General features: G+C 45.2%; 16 protein-coding genes. 2 read left to right on the plus strand and 14 right to left on the minus strand.

The features are described 5' to 3' along the window. Positions 1-224 precede the first annotated feature (224 nt). The 13 genes from MHH63_RS13225 to MHH63_RS13285 form a co-directional block, all read right to left on the minus strand. Positions 225-2027 (minus strand): alpha-L-fucosidase, encoded by a 1803-nt coding sequence (locus MHH63_RS13225; protein WP_341171644.1) that lies wholly within the window; start codon positions 2025-2027, stop codon positions 225-227. Next, entirely contained in the window at positions 2021-3187 is a 1167-nt protein-coding gene (locus tag MHH63_RS13230) for a glycoside hydrolase family 88 protein (protein WP_076125641.1), read from the minus strand. Before MHH63_RS13230 ends, MHH63_RS13225 begins: the two co-directional genes overlap by 7 nt. Positions 3188-3234: 47 nt before the next feature. After that, entirely contained in the window at positions 3235-4266 is a 1032-nt protein-coding gene (locus MHH63_RS13235; RefSeq protein ID WP_341171645.1) for a glycoside hydrolase family protein, read from the minus strand. A gap of 16 nt (positions 4267-4282) precedes the next feature. Then, positions 4283-5482, minus strand: a complete 1200-nt coding sequence (locus MHH63_RS13240; protein ID WP_341171646.1) for a glucuronate isomerase — start codon at positions 5480-5482, stop codon at positions 4283-4285. Positions 5483-5541: 59 nt separating this feature from the next. Then, positions 5542-7104 carry an extracellular solute-binding protein gene (locus MHH63_RS13245; protein WP_111504065.1) on the minus strand — a complete coding sequence of 521 codons (1563 nt, stop codon included), beginning with the start codon at positions 7102-7104 and terminating at the stop codon, positions 5542-5544. A 208-nt stretch (positions 7105-7312) separates the two neighbouring features. Next, complete coding sequence (locus MHH63_RS13250; protein WP_341171647.1) at positions 7313-9139, minus strand: cache domain-containing sensor histidine kinase; 1827 nt, start codon at positions 9137-9139, stop codon at positions 7313-7315. Further along, positions 9139-10164 carry a response regulator transcription factor gene (locus MHH63_RS13255; RefSeq protein ID WP_341171648.1) on the minus strand — a complete coding sequence of 342 codons (1026 nt, stop codon included), beginning with the start codon at positions 10162-10164 and terminating at the stop codon, positions 9139-9141. Before MHH63_RS13255 ends, MHH63_RS13250 begins: the two co-directional genes overlap by 1 nt. A gap of 171 nt (positions 10165-10335) precedes the next feature. Further along, positions 10336-11199 carry a carbohydrate ABC transporter permease gene (locus MHH63_RS13260; protein ID WP_076125649.1) on the minus strand — a complete coding sequence of 288 codons (864 nt, stop codon included), beginning with the start codon at positions 11197-11199 and terminating at the stop codon, positions 10336-10338. Positions 11200-11217: 18 nt separating this feature from the next. Next, positions 11218-12111, minus strand: coding sequence for an ABC transporter permease (locus MHH63_RS13265; RefSeq protein WP_076190487.1), 894 nt, complete (start codon positions 12109-12111; stop codon positions 11218-11220). Positions 12112-12290: 179 nt separating this feature from the next. After that, positions 12291-14651, minus strand: a complete 2361-nt coding sequence (locus MHH63_RS13270; protein WP_341171649.1) for a glycoside hydrolase family 95 protein — start codon at positions 14649-14651, stop codon at positions 12291-12293. Positions 14652-14821: 170 nt separating this feature from the next. Beyond that, positions 14822-16636, minus strand: coding sequence for a hypothetical protein (locus MHH63_RS13275; protein WP_341171650.1), 1815 nt, complete (start codon positions 16634-16636; stop codon positions 14822-14824). Between the two features lie 290 nt (positions 16637-16926). Next, positions 16927-17910, minus strand: a complete 984-nt coding sequence (locus tag MHH63_RS13280; protein ID WP_076309411.1) for an aldo/keto reductase — start codon at positions 17908-17910, stop codon at positions 16927-16929. Between the two features lie 15 nt (positions 17911-17925). Continuing rightward, positions 17926-18516, minus strand: coding sequence for an SDR family oxidoreductase (locus tag MHH63_RS13285; protein ID WP_341144311.1), 591 nt, complete (start codon positions 18514-18516; stop codon positions 17926-17928). Positions 18517-18672: 156 nt separating this feature from the next. Here MHH63_RS13285 and MHH63_RS13290 point away from each other — a divergent pair, with 156 nt between their 5' ends. After that, positions 18673-19581, plus strand: coding sequence for an AraC family transcriptional regulator (locus tag MHH63_RS13290; RefSeq protein ID WP_341171651.1), 909 nt, complete (start codon positions 18673-18675; stop codon positions 19579-19581). 503 nt (positions 19582-20084) lie between these two features. Here MHH63_RS13290 and MHH63_RS13295 read toward each other — a convergent pair. After that, complete coding sequence (locus MHH63_RS13295) at positions 20085-21581, minus strand: glycoside hydrolase family 43 protein (protein WP_341171652.1); 1497 nt, start codon at positions 21579-21581, stop codon at positions 20085-20087. Between the two features lie 143 nt (positions 21582-21724). Here MHH63_RS13295 and MHH63_RS13300 point away from each other — a divergent pair, with 143 nt between their 5' ends. Next, positions 21725-22588 carry a helix-turn-helix domain-containing protein gene (locus MHH63_RS13300; RefSeq protein WP_076125669.1) on the plus strand — a complete coding sequence of 288 codons (864 nt, stop codon included), beginning with the start codon at positions 21725-21727 and terminating at the stop codon, positions 22586-22588. Positions 22589-22932: the final 344 nt, after the last annotated feature.

A 22932-nucleotide genomic window follows, 5' to 3' on the forward strand; every position in this document is an offset into this window, starting at 1 on the left:
TTATCTCTGTTAAGTTCATATGTAGCACTGTTCTGTTCATCCTGTTAATTTATTTCCCAATAGAAACAATGATTCCTTTGATCCAATTTGTTTCCCTTGGTAAACTTTTATTCTTATATACAATATATTTACCCGAGGGCAATATGTCAACAACATTCCTTAAATCAACAAAAAAAAGAACCCAAGTGATTTGAGTTCTTTTGCATTATTTCAATATAAAAATCTCATAGTTGCAGTAGTTTTAAACATCTAGGCTGCATCAAATCCCCCCCTGTAATACGCTCTGCCTGCAATTGAATCGTATATTCTCCTGCCGTGGGGAAATACAGCTCACCTACTTGAAAGCTTTGAAAATTACTAACCCCATCAGTAGAATGAACTTTAGCTTGTAAAATTTGATTTGCTGCCTTGATGAGGTAGACTCCGCCACCACCATTCTCTCCTTCTTCGCTGCGATATTCGATACTAACCTGAAATCTTACCGGACCTAATGTCCGGACATGCCAAATTGCGGTATCCTCTCTATCCTTCCAGTCCAACAGATTATCATGGTCTTTTTTTCCTGTATCGTAACGGAGGGTTGGACCAACGATCTCACTTTCAAATACCCCTAATTCTTGTAAGGTATCTTCTCCAAATTCCAATAATCGGATTGGATTACCTTCTACAGGTTCTGCACAGACAATTGCGATGACCAGCGGCATGTTGTTAGAATTTTCGGCAAAGTTCGGTAAGCTGGGGAGTTCGACTTCCAGATCCTGCTCAGATAGCTTTGTGAAAATCAGCTCCTCCCCTCCATCTAAAGCAAATACCTTTTGAACAGCGGTCTTCAGACCGGGGACGATTAGCTTATTTCTCTTCTTAAGATCGAAAACATGCAGATATAATGTGTTTCCTTTCAGAGTGCATCTGCCCCATGACGGTTTGGCTGTGGGCGATTCTCCAGCACCGTAAATGCTATCCCTATTGGTATTTAACCAATCTCCTACATCAAGCAAAATGGATTCGGATACCGGATCCCATTCCCCTGTTGCTGTTGGGCCGATATTGATTACCAGATTTCCATTTTTACTTACAACATCGATGATCTGGCGGATGATAGTTACAGGGGATTTCCAATGGTGATCGGATCTCTTATACCCCCATGAGTCGTTTAACGTAATAATATTCTCCCAGTACTTACCAAGGTTACGAGTCGTAAGTTGATTATCAGATGTATTTGAATAATCTCCAAGTGGTGCTTTCCATACTCTGCTATTGACCAAACATTCTGGCTGAATTGCATGAACCGCCGCCAAAAACGCTTCTCCTTGCTCACGGGTCAGTTTGCCTCCGCAATCAAACCACATTAAACCAACTTTGCCGTAGTCCGTCAGCAGCTCACGGACTTGAGGGATTGATTTGCTGTGCAAATATCGTTCAAAGCGGGTGCGTTTATCGGTATCATTTATCCACGTTTGAACGTCATCGTAAGCGCCGATATTCAGTGGATAATCCCAGGTATTCCCTTGAGAGTCTGGATCATGCCAATCCATCGCATGAGAGTAGTAAATTCCGAGTACCATTTTTTCCGCACGACATGCCTCCATTAGTTCCCGAAGGGGATCACGGCCCAATGAGGTGTGCTTGACGATCGAATATTCGGATACACTTGAGTCATACATCGCGAAGCCGTCGTGATGTTTAGCTGTAAAGATGATATATTTTAGGCCAGCACGCTTGGCAGTCCGTACCCACTTCAATGCATCAAAAGCTGATGGATTGAACGCTGCGGCCATTTCCTCATATTCAGCCACTGGGATCTTCGCGCGTAGCATAATATGCTCACTGTAAGAAGCTTGTATTTCTTTTCCCTTCCATTCACCCGCAGGCAGGGCATAAGGGCCCCAGTGAATAAACAAGCCGAGCCTGGCTTCCTTCCACCATTCCATACGCCGAGCCTGCTCGTTATCTATCGGAGTTTCGACCGACTGTATACTATACGGATCATCGAGAAGGTTTTCTGTTGTTTTTCCGTTCCTTACCATAACTGAAGAACGGCTCCGCGGAGTTTAGATACAGCCTCGACGAAGAAATAATCGCCATAGATCAGTGGCGTATCAATGTGCACACCCCCTGGAAGATTGGATGTTCCAGAAAGAATCAAGCCCTCCTCTTCCGGAATGTCCCAAGTCCCATAATTCTCATAAAGTGAGCGAACGATTTGTTCTGCGGCTCGCAGGTAAAAAGAGGCTTCCGCCTGTGGTACGATCTTTGCCAGCTCAATCAAGCCACATGCCGCACATGCACCAGCAGAGGTATCACGCGGCTTTTCGCCTGCATCAGGTGCCCTGAAATCCCAGTGAGGTACATGATCCTCCGGAAGATTAGCTAAGAAGAAGTGCGCAGCTCTTTTAGCTCCCGTTAGAAACTTATTCTCTCCGGTATAGTGAAAAGACAAAGTAAGACCGTAAATCATCCATGCGCTGCCCCGTGCCCAAGCGGATTCTTCCGCATAACCTTGGCCGGCCATAGCGCCGATTTTTTCGCCTGATTCCGGGTTGAACTCCAGAATATGATAACTTGATCCATCCGGACGTAAAAAATGCTCAACTACCGTTTCCGCATGCGCAGCGGCGATATGCCGGTAACGCGGATCCTCTGTAACTTCCGATGCCCAGTATAGTAAGGGCAGATTCATTACAGTATCAATGATGGACCAACCCGCCCGGTTTATCTTCTCCGTGTCATGCCAGGCTCTGATAAATGACCCTTTCAGGTTAAAGCGGCTGGCCAGTTGAGCAGCAGCCATCAACCCGCGCTGCTTGGAGCGTTCATTACCAGTCACTCGGTAATTGGCCAAAGCTGAGAGTGTCCATATAAAACCAGCGTCATGATGTACGGTAAGGGCATAAAGAGGTTCATCCAATTTCTCTTCAATTTGCTCGGTGATTTCTTGCAGCGCCGGATGATTACCTTCTGCGGCAATCTGCCACAAAATACCCGGCCAGAACCCTGCTGTCCACCACGATGGACGCATGTTGTCGTATACTCCGCTCACGGAAGCATGCGGAAAACTAACACCAATTCGCTTACTAGTCTTTTCCACTTTATTTACAATTTGTTGCCAAGCGCCATCCGCCCATTCCAGAGTAGACTCCGAAATTACCAGTCCGCGAGTTTGTTGAGTTGGTATTACTTCACTCATTTTAGTTCCTCCTGTAAACACTGATGATATTTATGAAATTTAATTTCTTAAAGCGTTGTCCGTAGTGGAATTACCATATTCCAAGTGTGCTTCGCATTTCGAAACCCTCCCGGTCCATCTGCTACTGCAGCGAATAAATGGGTAGGGACCCCTTCTTGAAATAATAGGAACGGACGTTCAAAGCTTCCCATCCACTGCTCTGTGCCGTCCTCCCAGAGTACCCGCCGGGAATACGATTGCGTTGAATCAGCCAGCTGCCAGTCGGTTCCATCCGTAGATGATGCAAATATCCCACCGTGCTTTTCTCCACATATCCGGCCATCCATATCCTTGGCGATCATTTGGTACCCGTCCGTGGTCCGCCAGATAAATGGATCTTCAATATGAGACCGCTCTGCTGGAAACAGCGGTGCGTTGTTAATTACTTTATATGGCCCTTCGTCCTTAGATGAACCGGCAATGCCAAGCGTCATCTGTCCATAGGAATTGCCCTCGTATTTGCGGGCTTTATATACCAATAGCAAGGAGCCATCTTCGCGGATACAAGGAGCCGGATTGGATGTGAGAAAGCTGTCGAACCTGCCCGGACGTGTAGGCAGAATAGGTGCGTCCATCCTTATCCATGGTCCGAATACACTGTCGGCTATAGCTAAGCCAACACGTTTGTTGGCACGAGCGGCAATCACCCGATAGTCGTCAAATTCCACTGTTTCATTAGGCTGCGGCTCAGCGAATGGATGAGTTGAACCCACATAATACAACAGATACTTATCACCATAACGAAGGATATGCGGATTATGGGTGCTTCGTCCGTCCCAGTATTCCGCTCCCCTTGCGGGTAGTACGGTTTCTTGGTACGTATAGGGTCCTTCCGCGTTATCGGCAGATGCGCGGACAATTTCTGAGCGAAGTAACCATCCCGGATGCATCGGCAGCCACTTCGGCCAACGGGATGCAAATAAATGAAAACGCCCATCCTCGCCATGCACAGCTGAACCGCACCACACCCACCAATCCTCCATGCGGAACCCTCCGTTCAAAGGAGCAGGCAACATTCGGTTCATCAATGAAAAAGTCATATTCTCCCTCCACGGCTTATTGCTTTACATCTGTTAGTCCATAACGTTTAGCAGCACTGCCATGTAGCCATTCCGCAGCAATATTCAGCGCCTCCTCCCGGCTGATCCAGCCTTCCGCTATTTGACTTTCCAAAAAGCGCGCAAGTATTTTTTTAACGATCAGCAGCTTGCCATATGTCCATTCGATACAGCGCGCATCCGAGACAATGAACGAACACTTGAGCGGGGCGAGTGCCTCCAACCGATACTGCATGCTCTGCAAATAGGTACTGGGTCTGAAGTTATACCACCACATCCCACCTACATGAACGTTAGGGAAATTCCATGCAGCCTGCACAATATCCAGGTTATTTAATTCTGAAGCCACCACCAGCTCAAACGGAATGGAATACCGTTCAAACAAACCATACAGTTTAACAATCCGTAGCGGATCGTTAACTGGCGCAGCCGATTTATTACACCATCTGCGTTCGACGCCGAGAAACAGCTGCAAGAACATTCCTCTTACTTGCAGTTCCGAACAGATATGATGAAGGAGCAGCATCATGATTTCATCCGGTCCAGTTACGCTGCTAAGATTGTAAACATCATGAGCATTGGCTTCAAAGGCAGGCAACGTAGTCATGATTCCCGGACAGCCCATCGTCTGATATGAGTGCAACTGCTCGCTAATAAACTTTTTTGCTAGAGTATAAGCCGCTTCCCGGCTGGGATCAGAGGCATCTGCAATATTCTTTGCCAGCTCAGGCAGCCAGGAGTCAATTCGAGGAATCAGTAGAGCGTTTTCTCTCATGTGTGCAAAGTTGGCATGCTCCGAACGGTTTACAATAAACCGCTGCACATGCAGACGGTCAGCTACGTTTTGCGCCCAGTCGGGATCGTTACTTTGCTGTTTAACCGTTATATCCGCTTTGAACACCGACTCTGAATCAGTGATGGAGATACCGTACAAATCTTTCATGATTGCTGTAAAAGCACGATTCATCATCGTATTACGGGAAGCGTGGTAAGCTCTAACAAAAGAGTCAGCCCGTTTCTCTTTCGAAAGTTGGTCCGCATCCGCCGGATATCCTGCTGACTGAAGCTCTTGGTTCAACCAGAAATAATCGGCTATTTCCCAGAAGTCAGCCGCGTTTAGCTTATCGCCGACGAGATGGGTATGTGTATCGATTACAGGCAGACGCATGATTTCATCACACAAAGCAGTTTGACTCATTGATCTCCCTCCTAACTGGCAGGAAGCCCTTCGAATGAAGAGGCTTCCTGAGAATCTATCTATTTCCGGCTTTGCTGATTAAGAATTCCCTCATTATTTTTGTAGCGTTCTGTTGCTTCTTTTAAGATTTCTTCGCCGCCCTTTTGCTTATATTCCTCGATGACTTTTGGGAAATCGCTAATCGGTTCTTTGCCATAAATCATTTTGACCATATGGTCTATGATCAGTTTTGGTGCCTGATCGGGACGTTTGGAGGCAAGATCAGGGAACTTGCTGAAAGACTCCAGATCAGGTACAAATCCGATGCCCCCTAAGCCTTCTTTACTCAGAGTTTCATCCAATGCTTTCAAAACATCTTTACCACCCGTAAGCAGCTCAGTTCGTTCGCGGTTGATTGTTCCGTCCCCTACCCAGCGCAGCTGTGTGCGGAATTTCTCTTCGTCTTGGGCAGCCTTGTTCTCTGGCAGCTTATAATCAACTTTTCCGTCTTTTACCGTGTAATTCTCGCCTTCAATCCCAAAGCTATAGAAATTACTGGCTTCCGGGGTCTGCATCCATTCAAACATTTGGACAATCCGGGCAGCCTTTTCTTTACTGACCTTATTGTTGATATACAGTGAGGTATTGACCGAACTATACAAACCGTATCCTTTTTGTCCATGGTCACCGGTTGGCGACGAGATAATATCCACTTTCGCTTCCGGATTGGACGCGGCGATCTGGGTCCGGAAATCCAGGAGATTCTGCGCATTAGCTGTCCAGATCCCTGCATTGCCTGCAGCAATATTTTCACCATACTGTGCCGTTTGAATTGTCGCAAAATCCTTCTGAATGAGGCCTTCGTCATACATCGTCTTGTATACGTTCAGTGCTTTTTCCATATTCTCGGAATTATAAAATTTGGGTACGATCTCTCCATTATCCTCTGTAAACTGATAGCCAAGCGCGTCATATGCACCAAATGCGATATCTGCATACTTGAAGTTCTCACGCATCTGATAAGGAGCGCTCACACCGAGTTTCTTAAAAGCGCGCAGCACATTCAAGAAATCTTCAATCGTTACTGGTACCGGAAGGCCAGTTTTCTCCAATAAATCAGTTCGGATAAAGGTGGCACGTCGAGACGGATTGCTGAGCCAAGTCGGAATGCCATATATTTTTCCGTCGTAGCTGACTTCATCCCATGCTTCCTGCGGGACAACCTTCATCAGGTTGGGCGCATTCTCCTTCAGCAGATCATCCAACGGCATAAAAACACCAGCCTGAACCGACCCCGCCATCGATTTATCCGTAGCCCCTCCGACATTTTGAACCACATCCGGGATATCACCGCCGGCAAACATAACAGCCATTTTGGAATCAAAGTCCTTCAAAGGAATTAACTTAATGTCTAAATCGACATTCGCCCGTTTCTCTAACTCCTTGACCCACTTATCGGTGTTAATGTCTTTAGAACTTTCCGTGTAAGCGTTTCCGCTTGTGTTTAACGAAATACTAAATTTAAGCGGTTTTGATTCGCCTGCTGCATCGACGTTACCGTCCGATGTTTCATTGCTTCCGCATCCTGCGACGAGACTTGAGACAAGCGCCGTGGATAGGATCAGACTAACCCATTTTTTCATCTGGATAATCCCCCTTATTAGTATAAAAAGGTATTTGGTTTACCTGTACTCATCATAAAGCTGTATCATCAGCACTCCCATGGGGTGGATTATTGTGGGATGTGTTTTTTTGTGATCGGTTGTCGTTATAAAAAAAGGCCATCCCAAAAGTCCGCGGCTCGGACCTCAGGACAGCTTTTTGATCCTCGTTCTCTTCGGCGAGTAGCGCCTATGCGTTAAGCACTTGCTGTTCCTTCCTTCCGGAAATCGGCATTCTCATGATCATGCGTGTTCCCCAATCTGGACTGCTTTCTACGTCAACGCCGAATTCTTCTCCGAAGACAAGCTGAATCCGGCGATGAACATTTTGCACACCGATGCCGCCTGGGCTTCCTTTCCCTTCCTCCACATCGGCGAGTCGATTTTCGCTCAGTTTGAGGCGAAGTTCTTCAAGCCGCTCCGGGGTCATCCCGCTGCCATTATCCGTAATGCTGACCCAGAAGATATCGCCATCCTCTCCAGCATCAATCGTAATTGTGTGATAATCTTCAACACCATAACGAAAGGCGTGCTGGAACACATTTTCCACAAGTGGCTGTAAGGTCAAGCGAACCATTTTGCGCAGAAGCATTTCAGGCTTTATCCGCACATCGATTTCAAACGGCCTTCCGATCCGGTGATTGATAATGACCATATAATGGATGACATGCTTCAGCTCATTGGCCACGGTTATCTCTTCAAGATTGGTGCGCACCGAATAATGCAGCATGTAGGACAGGGCTCCGACGATTTCTGATATTTCATCTGAATCCTGAATTACTGCATAGCAGACCACCGTTTCGAGCGTATTGTATAAAAAATGGGGGTTGATCTGCAGCTGTAAGGATTGGAATTCGGCCTTCTGCCGCTCAGCTTCCATTTCCTTGTTCTTCAGTTCTGACTGATACACGGTGTCCACAAGCTCTGACAGGCGGGTTACCATCAGATTGTAACGAACGATAAGCCCAGTGACCTCATCCTGGCTTTTCGGAAGGGAGATTAATTCCCAATTTCCTTTTTCGGTCTGGCTCATTCCTTTCATCAGTATACGGATGGGTGTAGTAACGGACTTACCAAATCGGCTTGCCAGAAACAGCGCTATCATAAATGTCAAAATCGCGACAATAATAATATAATTCCGGATGGTAATTAGCGGCTTTTGCAGCTGAGTGTCTGGGATGGATACAACCAGATGCCAACCGGAATATTCCGCATTACGGCTGATATAAGATTTTTTCACTCCCTCTGCCGAACTGCGGAACATCGCCTCTCCTGCTTGCTCAATTTGCTTGCCAAGACTATCGGGAATCAACGTCCCTACTTTGTTTTGATCGTTATGATATTGAATCCTGCCTTCGCCATCTACAATAAAAAAATAGCTTTCGGGACCAAGATCGATTCCTTTCCATAACGTAGAGAGTTCCTCCGCTTTGACTTCGATGCCTACAAATCCTTTCATCTCTGGTGACTGAAGACCGCGAATGCTGCGGATTAAGGTCAACATCGGCGTTTGATCCCCACGGATACTGTAATTGATTACATTCAACTGTCCACTGACATCTGTATGTTCTTTGAAATACCGGATCTGTCTAGCGGTGTCTTCCTGTGTAAAAGATGGCGCTGAACCGCCATTATAATAATAAAGCGCATTCCCGGAATACCCGATAATATATAGGGCTTCAATCTCGGGATTGCGAATCCATACAGGTTCAACAATAGCATCGCGAATATCGGTCGTGTAGCGGTAATTTTCATATTCCTCACGATCTGCTGATAGATCAATATATCTTTTAACTCTCAAATCCGTTAGTAGCGCCACGGTCGACCGTTGATAGGATGAAATATAGAGATTGGTATGATGAACTGCATTATTTACGATCTGAATCATTTGGTTTTCAGTGCTTGCCTGCAATTGCTTGGCAGAAATGCTGTAAAAGGAAATCCCCAGCGCTGACAGGGAAAGTAAGATGACAATGGTAAAATAAAATAGCAGCTTCCGGCTGAGGGTTGCTCTCATTATTCAATGCCAAACGAAGCACGGTATTCCGAAGGTGACACACCCACGAGATTTTTAAATGTCTTCGTAAAATGAGGATAATCCTCGTAACCTACATGAATCGAGATGTCACTGATTGTCATGGTGGGTACGGCAAGAAGTCTGCGCGCTTCCTCCATTCGTCTCCGGATCCGATAGTGTACGAAGGTTTCCCCCGTCATTTTTTTGAATAATGCGCTGAAGTAGGTGCGGGCAAGTCCCACCCGTTTGGCTACTTCTTCTAACGACACATCCTCAGCCAGATGTTTATCAATGAAAGCTTTTGCTTCTTCAACCGGGTCCTTATAGTTGCCTTTGCGAGTAAGCTGCAGCTCCGCAAGTATACCGTTTATTATCGCGACAAATGCTAACATCGTTTCTTTTTTCGTATTGGCGGCTTTCACATCTCCACAGCACCGGGACGGAGGCTTCCAGCCTCGGCGTTCCAAGCGATCTACGATCATTTGCAGACAATCATTCAGCACTGCATCCATGCTAAAGACGTTCAATCCTTCAAATAAACCCGATGTTTCTCTTTCATCAAGCAGATGGTTTGTCTCATCACGTTGCAGCAGCCAGATGTGTTGTTCCAGCTGTTCGGCCCAATCCACGTATTTATGAACAGGAATAATGCTGCCTGTCATGCCGGATATCAGTTCTCTCAGCATATCATGCACATCCTGCTGGAGAACCGGCTTCAGTAAATACCGTTTAACGCCATAGGCCATTGCTCGTTGTGCATATTGAAAGTCATTGTACCCGGAAATGACTGCCACCTGGACATGACTGTAATCACGGTGAATTCGTTCACATAAATCAAGGCCATCCATCCGCTTCATGCGCAAATCTGTCAGCACTAAATGCGGTTCTAGCTTTTGGATAGTTTCTAAAGCTGCTTCTCCGTCGTCGGCTGTATAAATCGCGGTGAATGAGACCGGATAACGCTGGACCATCTTCACCAATCCTTTTTGAATGACAGGCTCATCTTCTACAATCAATACTCGCACTTGTATCAAATCCCTTCCGGAATGGAATCAGAATCAGTTGTCTTGTGGTATGAAATTGATTTGAAGTTGCGATTATTGGCAACGCTTCCATTTTTGAGTTTGGATTATATCTTACCATATTTTGATAAGCAGATGGCTGTTTCTTTTAAAGGATGATGCAAGCTGATTAATTTAAGACTTAATAGATCCGATTAACATCCCTTTGATAAAATACTTTTGCAGAAACGGATACACGATAATAATCGGTATGACGGAGACGACAATAACTGCCATTTGCACACCTGCCGGAGATACTTCATTTACGTTTTCTAATAAGCTGCCCGCTTGCCCAAGGTCGTTACTCAGTACGATTTCCCGAAGCCGCAGCTGAAGTGGATAAAGCGCTCGTGTATTGATAAAATACAACGCCGATGAATAAGAATTCCAATGGGATACCGCGTAGAACAAGCCCATAGTTGCCATAACAGGTTTGGACAAAGGAAGGATGACACTCCACATCGTGCGCAGCTCTCCCGCTCCATCCATTCGCGCGCTGTCTATCAGCTCAGTAGGCAGGGCTGAGAAAAAAGAACGCATGATGAACAGGTTATATGCACTGATGGCCGATGGGATGATTAATACCCATAAAGAGTCGATCAAGTGCAAGTTTTTGATGACCATATAGTTCGGTATGAGCGGAGCGTGAAATATCATCGTAATTAGGATTAAAATCAGAACTCCTTTGCGCATCGAATATTCGGATCTGGATAAAGGATAGGCCAGTGATGCAGTTAAAATCAGATTAATAAGCGTTCCGACAACTGTAATAAATATACTTACCATGAAAGCTCTCCAGATGGAGGTATCCCCAAGAATAACTTGATAATTCATGAGCGTCCAATCTACAGGGAATAGCTTAACCTCGCCTGCATTAATGGCATGAGTGCTGCTAAATGATTTGGCGAGCACATGCAGTAGAGGGAAGACCATCAAGCACCCGACCAGCATCAGAAATATATAGTTGAAAACGTCAAATAGGCGACCTTTATTTTTCATTTACTCTTCGACTCCTTTCTAGTAAAGTCCATCCCCTGATGCTTTTTTACTAAGCGTATTCCCGATCATGACTAGCAACAGTCCGACGACCGATTTAAAGAGGCCTATAGCTGTTGTATAGCTGTATTGCTGATCAATAAGACCCACTCGGTATATATAAGTATCGAGAATATCTCCATTGGTCTCATTAAGCGAATTGATAAATACAAACACTCGCTCAAAGCCAAAATCAAGGAAGTTACCTATATGAAGCAGGAACATAATCATGATAGTGGGCAAGATCGTCGGGATCGTTATAGATAAGGTTTGTTTCCAACGATTTGCTCCGTCAATCCGAGCCGCTTCGTACAGCTCAGGATTCACAGCAGCGAGTGCGGCTAAATAAACAATAGTTCCCCATCCACTGTCTTTCCATATGCCTGTTCCAACCAGGATGGTACGAATATACGAGTCCTCGCCCAGAAAATAAACGGAGTCGAGCCCAAAAGTATTTAAGATCTGGTTCACGATACCTGTCGTTGGGGACAAAATGCCAATCATAATCCCCCCAATAATGACCCATGAGAGAAAATGGGGCAAATAAACGACGGTCTGCAAAATCCGTTTATAGAAAGCTTTTCTCACTTCATTAAGAAGGAGGGCGAATATTATGGGAACCGGAAACGCAAAGACCATATCATATAGGCCGATCAGGATAGTATTTTCAAGAATTCTCAAAAACTCTGGATAGGTGAACATCCGCCGGAACTGATCAAGGCCAACCCACGGACTGCCTGTAAAACCTTTGAATATGTTGTAGTTTTGAAAGGCCATGATGGAACCCGCCAAGGGTAAGTATTTAAATACGATAAAAAAAATAATGCCTGGAAGTGAAATGAGATACAGCGCCTTATATTTGCGCAAATTGGTCATTCGTCTTTGGAATGGGGAAAGATCTGGCCTGCTCGCTGGCAATGCGGCTGGCACTTGTTGTGGCATAAATATCGCTCCTTTGGTTGCAGTTTGGATTTTGTTGTATGGCTAATGTTAATCCAATATCCAGGTCTTCAAAATGGAGATTTTTCGGCTTGCCTGTGTTTTATTACGATTGACTATTGTGCACGAATCTTGCGGGACTTCCCTGCAACTGAAGAAAAAGTATATTCAAATCCCTGACCATCGCTAATAAGAGATTGTTCTGGCAGATCGAGCGGAACGGCAGACCAAATTCGATATTCAGCGGTAACCGTAGAGTGAATCGTCGCTTCATCCAGCTTTCCTTGGCTCCAAGAAAGATCAACGGTAAAACCACCTCTTGCTCTCATCCCCCTTATGCTGCCTGAAGACCACTCCTTAGGAAGGGCAGGTAATAGTCGAAGTTCTCCTCGGTGGGATTGCAGCAGCATTTCTGCTACCCCTGCTGCTCCACCAAAATTGCCGTCTATTTGAAAGGGTGGATGGCAGTCTAAAAGATTCGAATACGTGGAGGAGGCTAACAGTTTAATTAAATGCTCATAGGCTTCCGCACCCATACCGAGACGGGCATAAAAGTTGACGATCCATGCCCTGCTCCAGCCGGTATGACCTCCACCTCCGTCAAGGCGGCGTTCAAGCGTTCGCCGGGCTGCTGCGGCAAGCTCAGGGGTGTGCCTCATGTCAATCTGTTCCCCCGGATGTAATGCGAACAACTGAGAAATATGCCGGTGACCTGCGTCTTGCTCTTCGTAGTCAAACAGCCATTCCTTAATCTGTCCATGACTGCCCACACTCGGCTGTGGAATGTGTTCAAGCGTCTCATGTAGTTCAGAGAGAAACATTGTATCTTCTTCTCCAATAATTAATGCCGCTTCCGAACAGGCGGAAAGCAATGTATATGCGATTTGCAAATCCATGGATGGTCCCATACAGAGGCTGCCGCTGCTTCCGTCCGAAAGAAGGAAGCGGTTTTCCGGCGAGACTGAAGGCCCAGTAATTCGTAAGCCACCTACCTCTACCATGTAATCAAGCAGAAAAATCGCTGCTTCCTTCATCACTGGATAGGCCCTTTCCTTGAGAAAAGAAAGATTCAGTCCAAACCGGTAGTGTTCCCACAAATGAAGGCATAACCAAGCAGCACCCATTGGCCAGACCGTGCAGGTAATTAGGATGCCTTCTGGTCGGGTTTCCGCCCATAAGTTAGTGTTATGATGAGCAACAAAACCGCGACAGCCATACATTTCTTTTGCCGTTTCTTGACCGTTCAACTGCATCCGTTCGATCAGATCAAACAGCGGTTCATGGCATTCAGCCATATTTAGGACTTCGGCAGGCCAGTAATTCATCTGGAGGTTAATATTAATTGTATATTTTGATTCCCATGGCGGGGTAAAGCTATCATTCCATATGCCTTGCAGATTAGCAGGCAACGTACCTGGTCGAGAACTGGAAAGCAGTAAGTAGCGCCCATACTGTACATATAGAGCAACTAGTCCCGGATCACCAGACTCATTGGGATTGCTTCTTTCATCTTTTGCTTGCTGTAAACGCTGTAATCTCTTATCGGTAGGAAGCTCAGCGTACGGGTCTCCATCCCTAGTTAAATCGATTGAAAATCGAGCAAACCGGGACTTGTATTCCTCCTTATGCTGCTTTATTAGAGTTGCAAAAGACTGAGCCGTAGCTTGATCCAATTGCTCTAGACAGGCTTTTTCAGGTTGATCTACGCGAAAGGTACTCTGCGCTGCCAGCATAAGGGTGACGGAGTCTGCCCCCTCAATAGAGATGTAATCCCCGATGAGCCTCTGGCGGCCCCCTTGTTGAACTGCCCTTAGTGCTGTGCAAAAGCGAACGCCATCCGCTCCGCATTCCCCATTCATTAAAACTGTGTTTGCAGGACCAGTGCTACAGCCGGTATCGAACGGACGACGCATAAGATTCGCAGCCAACGTGATCTTGCCAAGTCTGTCAGCTGTCAATCGGACTACCAATACACCGTCCGGTTCACTTATAAAATATTGCCTGTAATAGCGAACCCCGCCACAACGGTACGATACCGTAACGACTGCTTGCTCTAAGTCGAGCTCCCGCTCGTATTCTTCAATAACCTCACTAGAATCCAGAAACTTTAAAATCAAATCTCCAAGTGGCTGGTACGGCTGCTCATATTTTGGTGAAGCAGTCATAGCCATTCTTGCCAAATGTTCTGCCTCCGCCTGCCTGCCGTCTTTCAACATTTGCCGAATCTCTGTTAAATATGGCTGAGCTGCAGGATTAGCTGCGCGTCCAGGGCAGCCGTACCAAATTGAATCTTCGTTAAGCTGGATTTTATCTTGGCCGATCATACCGGACACCATTGCCCCGAGGCGCCCATTTCCTATGGGAAGAGCCTCATTCCAATTTGACGCCGGGCTTGTATACCATAATCGAAGACGTTCTGATTCCTGCTTGGTTGCCGGTAATGCCACCTCTTGTTTCGCTCGTCTTCTTTCACTCAACTCTTGTTCACCTGGCCTTTCCTATTTTCAGGTCAAATCATTCGTCAGTAACTCCACTTCCTATGCTACTCTTGATCCTGATGTCTCTCCATGGCATAGATTGTTAGGGGTTGTGTTTTTTTATGATCCACACTAAAAAGGATGCGGAAAATTCCGCACCCTACTGTAAATTATTTTTTTATATTACTGAGCGCATTTCGACCTAAACGTTCCATCAGCTGCTGCTTGTAGAGACTATTAATGACGACATGTTGACCGCAACTGCACCAATATCCATCTTCACGGGGCCGGGAATCATAATCGTTAGGAACCAGTCCGGGTACCTTGCTACCAACATGGCCAATGGCGTAATTTTGAGCGGTTGGTGGCCGCTGTAAAGTGAGCTCTCCGTGTGTATTCCAAGTCACATAATTCGCACCTGCCCAACCATGTCCGCTGCCTAACCACGCCCTATCCCGAATAGAGATGGGAGCTTTGATATTATCGAACAGGCCTCCGACTGACCAGCGATGATGAGGTTCACTGGTGTTATAATTTTTAACAGCTTCTCCATCCAGAAATACATTCGGCCCCGGTACCCAGCTATCGACGGTGAACGCATGCCGCGCCGTCTCTGTATAAATACGTTGAGCGAGATTTAGCTGGCCCATCTGATGTATGACATAACGGCGACCCCCAGTAACCACACTGATCATATCGTACATTTGACAGTCCTGAACCGTAATCCATTTGGAATAACACTTCATTTGAACGAGAGAATAGGACAGATGATAACCTCTCACCTCTCGAACCCAGCCATTCTTCACACTGTTGAACACGACGAAGCGTTCAGCATGCTTTTCGTCCGCATAATAAGGATCTGTTGTATCGTTATCCATCTTAATATCTATAATACTTGGGTCAAAATCGGACTCTACCCTCATATTCTCTACCCCAACCTGCTGAATGCGGACATCGTCCGTATATTTATAGATCTCTCCGCCGCCCCACTGACGTTCGATAGCATTCGCCAATGGGGCATCGACCGTAATCGTATTACCTACAATAGCAGTGATGACTCGGTCAAAATCCAGATTGAACGGTGACCATTGGGTTACGGTTCCACCCGGGCGCTTATATATGTTACCCATACCAATTTCGTGAATCCAATTTTTATTACCTATTCTGCGGACTATGATCTGATCGCCTACATTGTAAGCACCCCCGTCTTCTACATGGAAAGAACGCGAGCCTGAGGGTACATACAAATCTGAAATCATCTGCTTCGAGTTGCTGTCCAGCATAAGATCTGCATTTTCACCAATTTCAATTAGATTTCGCAGTTTCGCTCCGGTACCATAGAGAATAGTGCCCTCTTTTTCCTGACCTTCACCGCGAAGGACGATCCCGCTTGCTTTAATGAACAACGTGCCTCCGACTTCATATCTGCCTTTTTTCAACAGGACTGCCCCGCGGAATCCGTTCTTATCGAGCGGGAGCATAGCCAACTGGTCAATTGCCACCTGAATACGTTCCGTCGCGTCTCCGTCCAAGGGTAGAACGGTCGACTTAACGGGAATATTCGGGATCTCAACACCACCACCCCTATAACCCGCATTAGAAAAGTCCAAGATCCGATTACCTCGATAATCACCGGTATACATCATCATTCCATCGTTACCAAGGAAAGCGATTGTGCTCTGTCCCGCGGGGATGCTCTTTGGATCCAGCACGGTAAAATAATATGAGTCATACTGAGGAGCTTTTCCGTCCTGCTTGAGGGTCATTCGCAGTTCATAAGTACCCAGTAGATCAGCCGTGCCTAACGGTGTCCATTCCATTAACGAGTCTTTAACCATAGGAGTCTCAGGCAACTCAGTCACCAGTTTCGTTCTATCAAAAATCAATTCACCGGCAACCCTTCCGTTAACACACGGTGTGAAGGAAACCGTCGGGTACACCTGACTTGGATTGAGGATGGCTGGTTGGCCAATTTCAGTATTCATGTGCGTATGCTTCAATGTGGAATTAATAATAAAGAGTTCATCTCCTTTTCTATATTCACTCTCACATGTCGGATACATATTACCTTGGCTAAAGAAGAATGAACATGTCATTTTTATCGATTGGAATGTGTTTTCTTATTCACCTATTTATGCAAACCCTTGCACCCGCATGGTGCTGAGCAACGATTAAGCCAAACTAAAGACAAGTTTCTAAAGGCACTAAATGGTAGATGAAAGTTTAGCTTAGGTAAAAAAAAGGCGCGATCCCCAAGGGTATCACGCTTTTTTATCTAGCTTAGATTTCCTATAACTGGGTGTGGCACATAAGGCTCTTCCAGACTCGCTATTTCACTTGGCTCCAGCTTCACCGATAACGCTGAAACGGCGTCCTCCAGATGATTTGCTTTGGTTGCACCAATGATAGGCGATGTTACTGGCTCTTTTTGCAGAACCCAAGCAAGCGCTACTTGTGCACGTGGAATCCCGCGCTTTGCCGCAATTTCGGCAACTACCTCAACAACCTTGCGGTCAGCCTCAGCCATTTTTGCATAAAATGCCTTTCCGACTTCGTCTATCTCTGAACGAGCTGTTTGTTTATTCCAATCACGGGTTAGTCGACCTTTAGCAAGCGGACTCCATGGGATCACACCGATTCCTTCTTCCCGGCAAAGAGGCAACATTTCCCGTTCTTCTTCCCTGTAGAGTAGATTCAAGTAATTTTGCATAGAGACAAATTTAGTCCAACCGTTACGCTCAGCAACATGCTGTGCCTGCAAGAACTGCCAAGCATACATAGAGGACGCACCAATATATCTAACTTTACCTGCCTTTACTACGTCATGAAGGGCCTCCATGGTCTCTTCGATAGGAGTGTCATTATCCCAACGATGGATCTGGTATAGGTCCACATAATCTGTGCCCAGCCGTTTTAGACTGTTGTCTATTTCGGTCATAATCGCTTTGCGTGAAAGTCCTGCTCCATTTGGTCCCTGATGCATCCGGAAAAACACCTTTGTAGCAATGACTACCTCATCGCGGCGAGCGAATTCTTTTAAGGCACGTCCGACAATTTCTTCGCTTGTTCCGTCTGAGTATACATTAGCCGTATCAAAGAAGTTGATGCCAAGCTCCAGGGCTCTTTTAATAAAGGGTCTGCTCTGCTCCTCATTTAGCGACCACGGAGCCATTCCACGTTCAGGTACTCCGTAACTCATACAACCAAGACAAATTCTAGATACATCCAAACCAGTACGACCAAGTTTTGTATATTCCATTAGTTTGTGTCTCCTTTAGATTTTGGGTTTGTTTACTCCTAAACTGCGGCGAATTTCCATATCTGGTGACTCGGCCAATTTAACAACTAATGCAGCCACACTTTTTCGCGACACTTCTCTCCCTTTAAAAGGTTCACCTTTTTGAGTTGTTTCGTAGTCTATCTCGTCTTTATAGGTAAACCATCCAGGTCTCAAAATTGTATAGTTAAGATTTGAAGCTTCAATAATTTCTGCAGATTTACGATATGGATCCAATATACTGCTGTACTTCTCTCCTGGAACTTCATCGTAAATGCCCATTGAGCTGATAAAAATCAAACGTTTAAGACCAGTGGTGTTCATTGCTTCAACGATAGTCTTAGACATTTTCTCCAAATTACCTGCCAGATTAGCATAAACAACATCTTGCCCGATCACCGCTTCTTTTAATTGCTCACTATCCAACACATCTCCTTCAACTACTCGAGCACGGCTGGATGTTATATGGCTTAATCTGTCCGAGTTACGGAGATAAAGTGTTAAGCGGGCATCGGTTTCGTTCAAAAACAAATCAATCGCATGTCGTGCAATTCCGCCATTAGCGCCTAAGATCAAAACATTGCTCAATTTCAAAACCCCTTTCTTAGTTCTAATTATGCGATAAATGAAGGGGACGCCGTTATCTCAATTATCTTAAATGATTGCCTATTCCTCTCACTATCACTAACACAAAAGATGTTTTTACTTTATAATTGAATAAGAACAAAACATTAGGAGGAGCACATGTCTAAAGAATTACTAGAGCGGAAAGAAGAACTCGCCAGATTGATTGAACATCATTCGAGCCAGGATGGAGTATATGAGACCGCTATCCCCTCATTGTTTGTGATTCGTAACTCCAATGTGACCGAGCCAGTATACAGAGTATACAAACCTTCTTTATGTTTCATTGCGCAGGGAACAAAGGAGATCCTATTGGCCAAGGAGCGTTTTGAGTATGGTCCCGCAAATTATCTAATATCATCAATGAATTTACCCGTTATCGGTCAGATTATAAAAGCTTCTCCCAACGCACCCTATTTAAGCTTTAAGCTAGAATTCACGCAGAGTCAGATTTTGAAAGTACTAAATGATTCCGAATTTAAACTCGCTCCGAAAGAAAATGCTAAGCGCGCTATGTATGTCGGGCAGATAGAGTTACCACTATTGGATGCGATCCTGAGATTGGTACGTTTGCTGGATGATCCCAAGGACATTCCGTTTTTGGCTCCGATTTATACTGATGAAATTCTATACCGGCTTCTGCAGGGACCCTATGGAGTTACACTCGCTCAAATTGCGATGGAAGGTAGCAGCACCTACCGCATTCGGGAGGCCATCGAACAGATTATCGAGAACTGTGATAAACCTTTGCGGATTGAAGAGCTTGCTGAAACAGCCAGTATGAGTATTTCTTCGTTCCATAGACACTTCAAAGAGGTAACTGCCATGAGTCCTATTCAGTTTCAAAAGTATCTGCGCTTACAGGAAGCTCGCCGCCTTTTATTATCTGAATCAGCGGATGCAGCGGATGTCGCGTTCCGAGTTGGCTATGAAAGTGCATCACAATTCAGCCGCGAATATTCTCGGATGTTTGGTTCACCACCTAGAGCAGACATCAAGCGTTTGAAGGAAGATATGCTCATTGGATAAAAGCGAACGTGTTCTTCATTCACAATATGGCACTATCAGCTTAACACCAACTTGTATGGGTAACCTTTGCGCACACGCTGATTCTATCGGGCTGGTCCTATCAGGTTTATCCTATCAGGCTTATCCTATCAGGTTTTCCCTATCTGCTGATCACTATCGGACCCACGGGACCTTAAACGCAGTATTATCTCACATTTGGGATGCTAAAGGACCGCATAGCCGCTATTTGCTCAAAAAACACTCAATATGAATCTATTTCGAAGTAATAGCTGCATTGGGGTCCGAAACTATGCTTAAAAAGTGATAAATACGCAAATAACGTCCTCTCGGTCCTTGAGCCCAAGAGGTTGATAAATACAAGCTGAGGCAGACAACCAACGACGACAAAAAAACAACAACCAAAAAACACAAAGCAGCGATTCATCCATACTTGGAGAATCGCTGCTTTGTATTTTTCACAAGCTAACACTGCTTTTTCTGACGATCACGTAGCCGACCGCCTTTTATTTCTTTTGATAGCTAAACCAATCATAATAAGCAGTTGTTCCATAAGGAGAGTAGTTATACATGCCGAAGAATACTCCAGTAAATCCGCCTGCGACTTCAGTAGATATCAAGTGTGTCTCGGCTTCGCCAAGCAGATGCCATATTTGATCCACACCTCGATAGTAAAATATATATTTTTCAGGTAATGCCTGGATTCTCAATTCTACCCCTGTACCTTCGAAAGCCGAAGAATATGCCACATCACTAATGCTCCCTACCTGTCTGCGCAGCGTAATAACATTTTCACCTTCCATCTGCATTAGTCCAATTGCGTAGTGATACTTCTGATCCATAAAAACTACAAGACCAGCTTCGTCACCCTCAAGAGGGCTAAATTCCATTTTGGTGGTAATTTCACAATTCAAATGCCGCTGTCTACAGCCAATAAAAGCAGGCGTTCCCTTTTCGTTTAATCTCACATCTGATCCACGTAAAGCTAGCCACCCTCCCCGTTCCTGCAATGACCAATCCACCTTATTAGCATTACGAATGAAATTCCAGCTCATTCTTAGGTCAGATTGATCAAAATCGTCGGTTTCAGGCTCTTCTTCCCACGGCATTGGTGAGGGCAGGTCAGCTTCCATTTCTAAACCAACCACTCCGTTATCACCAATCATTGGCCACCCCTCCTCCGTCCACTGAACCGGAGCCAAATATGTCTCTCTGCCAAGATGATGACGGTAAGGATAACCTACTGGTCGAATCCCCAGAAATACCGCCCACCAGCTACCATCCTGTGCTTCAACTAAATCGGCATGCCCTGTAGCTTGAATGGGGTAATCTGAACTTCGATGTGTCAAAATGGGATTGTGAGGAGACGATTCATAAGGCCCATATGGCGATCTACTTCTTGCAATAGTCTCCATATGTCCATATTCTGTCCCACCTTCCGCACACATCAAATAGTAGTAATCGTTTATTTTGTAAAGATGTGGACCCTCAGGGAATTTTCCTCCGCTGCCAGTCCAGATCAAGCGTGTATCGCTAAGCTTTTGACCCGTTTCAATATCAATCTCACATTGGTAGATCCCCATCCCTTGCTCGGAGCCTGTGCTTGTGAAATAAACCTTTCCATCATCAAAAAACAAGGAGGGATCAATGCCTTTCTGCTCCACATAAAGTGGATTCGACCATTCGCCTGCCGGGTCATCCGCCCAAACGTAGAAATGACCCCCGCTATCCTGATTTGTCGTAACCATATAAAAACGACCGTTATAATAACGAAGAGTCGGCGCCCACACACCTCCGGACATCACGGATTCATCAAATTGAAGCTGATTCTCACGAGTCAAACAGTACCCAAGCTGCTTCCAATGCACCAAATCCTTGCTGTGCCAAATGGGTATTCCCGGAGAATAGGCAAATGAACTGTTTACCAGATAATAATCCTCGTCTACTCTGCAAATGCTTGGATCTGGATAAAACCCCGGGATAATCGGATTGTTATATTTCATGTAGTATTCTCCTTCTCTATCTTAATCACTGAAACCTATGTCAAGGATTATACTGCTTCAACTGGATAGAAAGCCTTGATTATTCGGTCCTAAAATAGCATGATATAGACATTCATCTAGACAAGCTTTTGGAGGGTAACGAGTTGAGTGAATTTTATTTAAAATGGTTTACATCTGATCGTCAATTTCCATTTTTTATTCAATACGGCTATCACGACGAAGACACCGATCTACATAGACATGCGGACTTTTCAGAGCTCGTAATTGTATTGAGTGGCACAGCTACACATATTGTTAATACTGAGGAGTCTTTTATCAAAAAGGGAAATGTGTTTGTAATTAATGGTTCGACCCCGCATGCTTTTAAAGATCCTCAGGATTTCAAGATCTGCAATGTTATGTTTCAGCCTGAATTGCTATCGACAGCTGGGGCAGATTTGCGGACATCCAACGGCTTTCAAGCCTTATTTGTGTTGGAACCCCTGTATCGTCATAAACATTCCTACACAAGCAAACTCAGCTTGCCGATTCCTAACCTGGAGTATGTCTCTTTTCTCATTGCGGGTATGATTGAAGAATATCACAACAAGCTACAGGGTTATCAAACCATGCTGGGCTCCAAGTTTATGGAACTGGTCGTCTATTTGTCCAGACATTATGACCCACAGGAAAAAGGGATTCAGGGGAACCATCTGATGCATTTGGCGAATGCACTCTCATATATGGAAGATCGTTATCTTGAGCCGTTAACACTGGATCAGATCGCCAAACATTCGGACATATCAGTCAGACACTTAAACCGGATCTTTCGCTCCTACTATCAGACAACCCCGATCGCTTATCTTCATCGTTTACGTCTGGAACGGGCTTGCGGGTTATTAAAGCATTCTAATCTCAGTATCACCCAAATCTCACATGAATGCGGGTTTAGTGATAGTAATTATTTTACTCGCCAATTCACTAAAATCTATGGGATGTCACCCAAGGTCTATAGGAACAAGCTTTGAGGGTAAAAAAAGAACACCAGGCAGCGATTCTCCTATTATTGGAAAATCACTCCCTGGTGTTTTTGAATCAATGCGCATTACCTGATCAGATTATGGGCAAGTGAATATAAACAGACTAATGGTCGCTAATCGCTTTTAACAAACCTTGAACTTGAGGCGATCGGAAGTTCCTCTCCGCATTCATGTAGCTCTACGTTTTAATGGAATCTGGGAGATAACTGCATTCTATACACTTATTCCGTACGCAGAAAGAACCTTCATACTTTAACTGCACTTTATACAACTAAAAACATCCAAACCTACCTAATGGGTAGAAAATCAAGGAAATAGATGTACGAAGTACA

This window comes from Paenibacillus sp. FSL H3-0310 (genome assembly GCF_038002785.1).
GTDB classification, from domain to species: Bacteria; Bacillota; Bacilli; order Paenibacillales; family Paenibacillaceae; genus Paenibacillus_AQ; species Paenibacillus_AQ odorifer.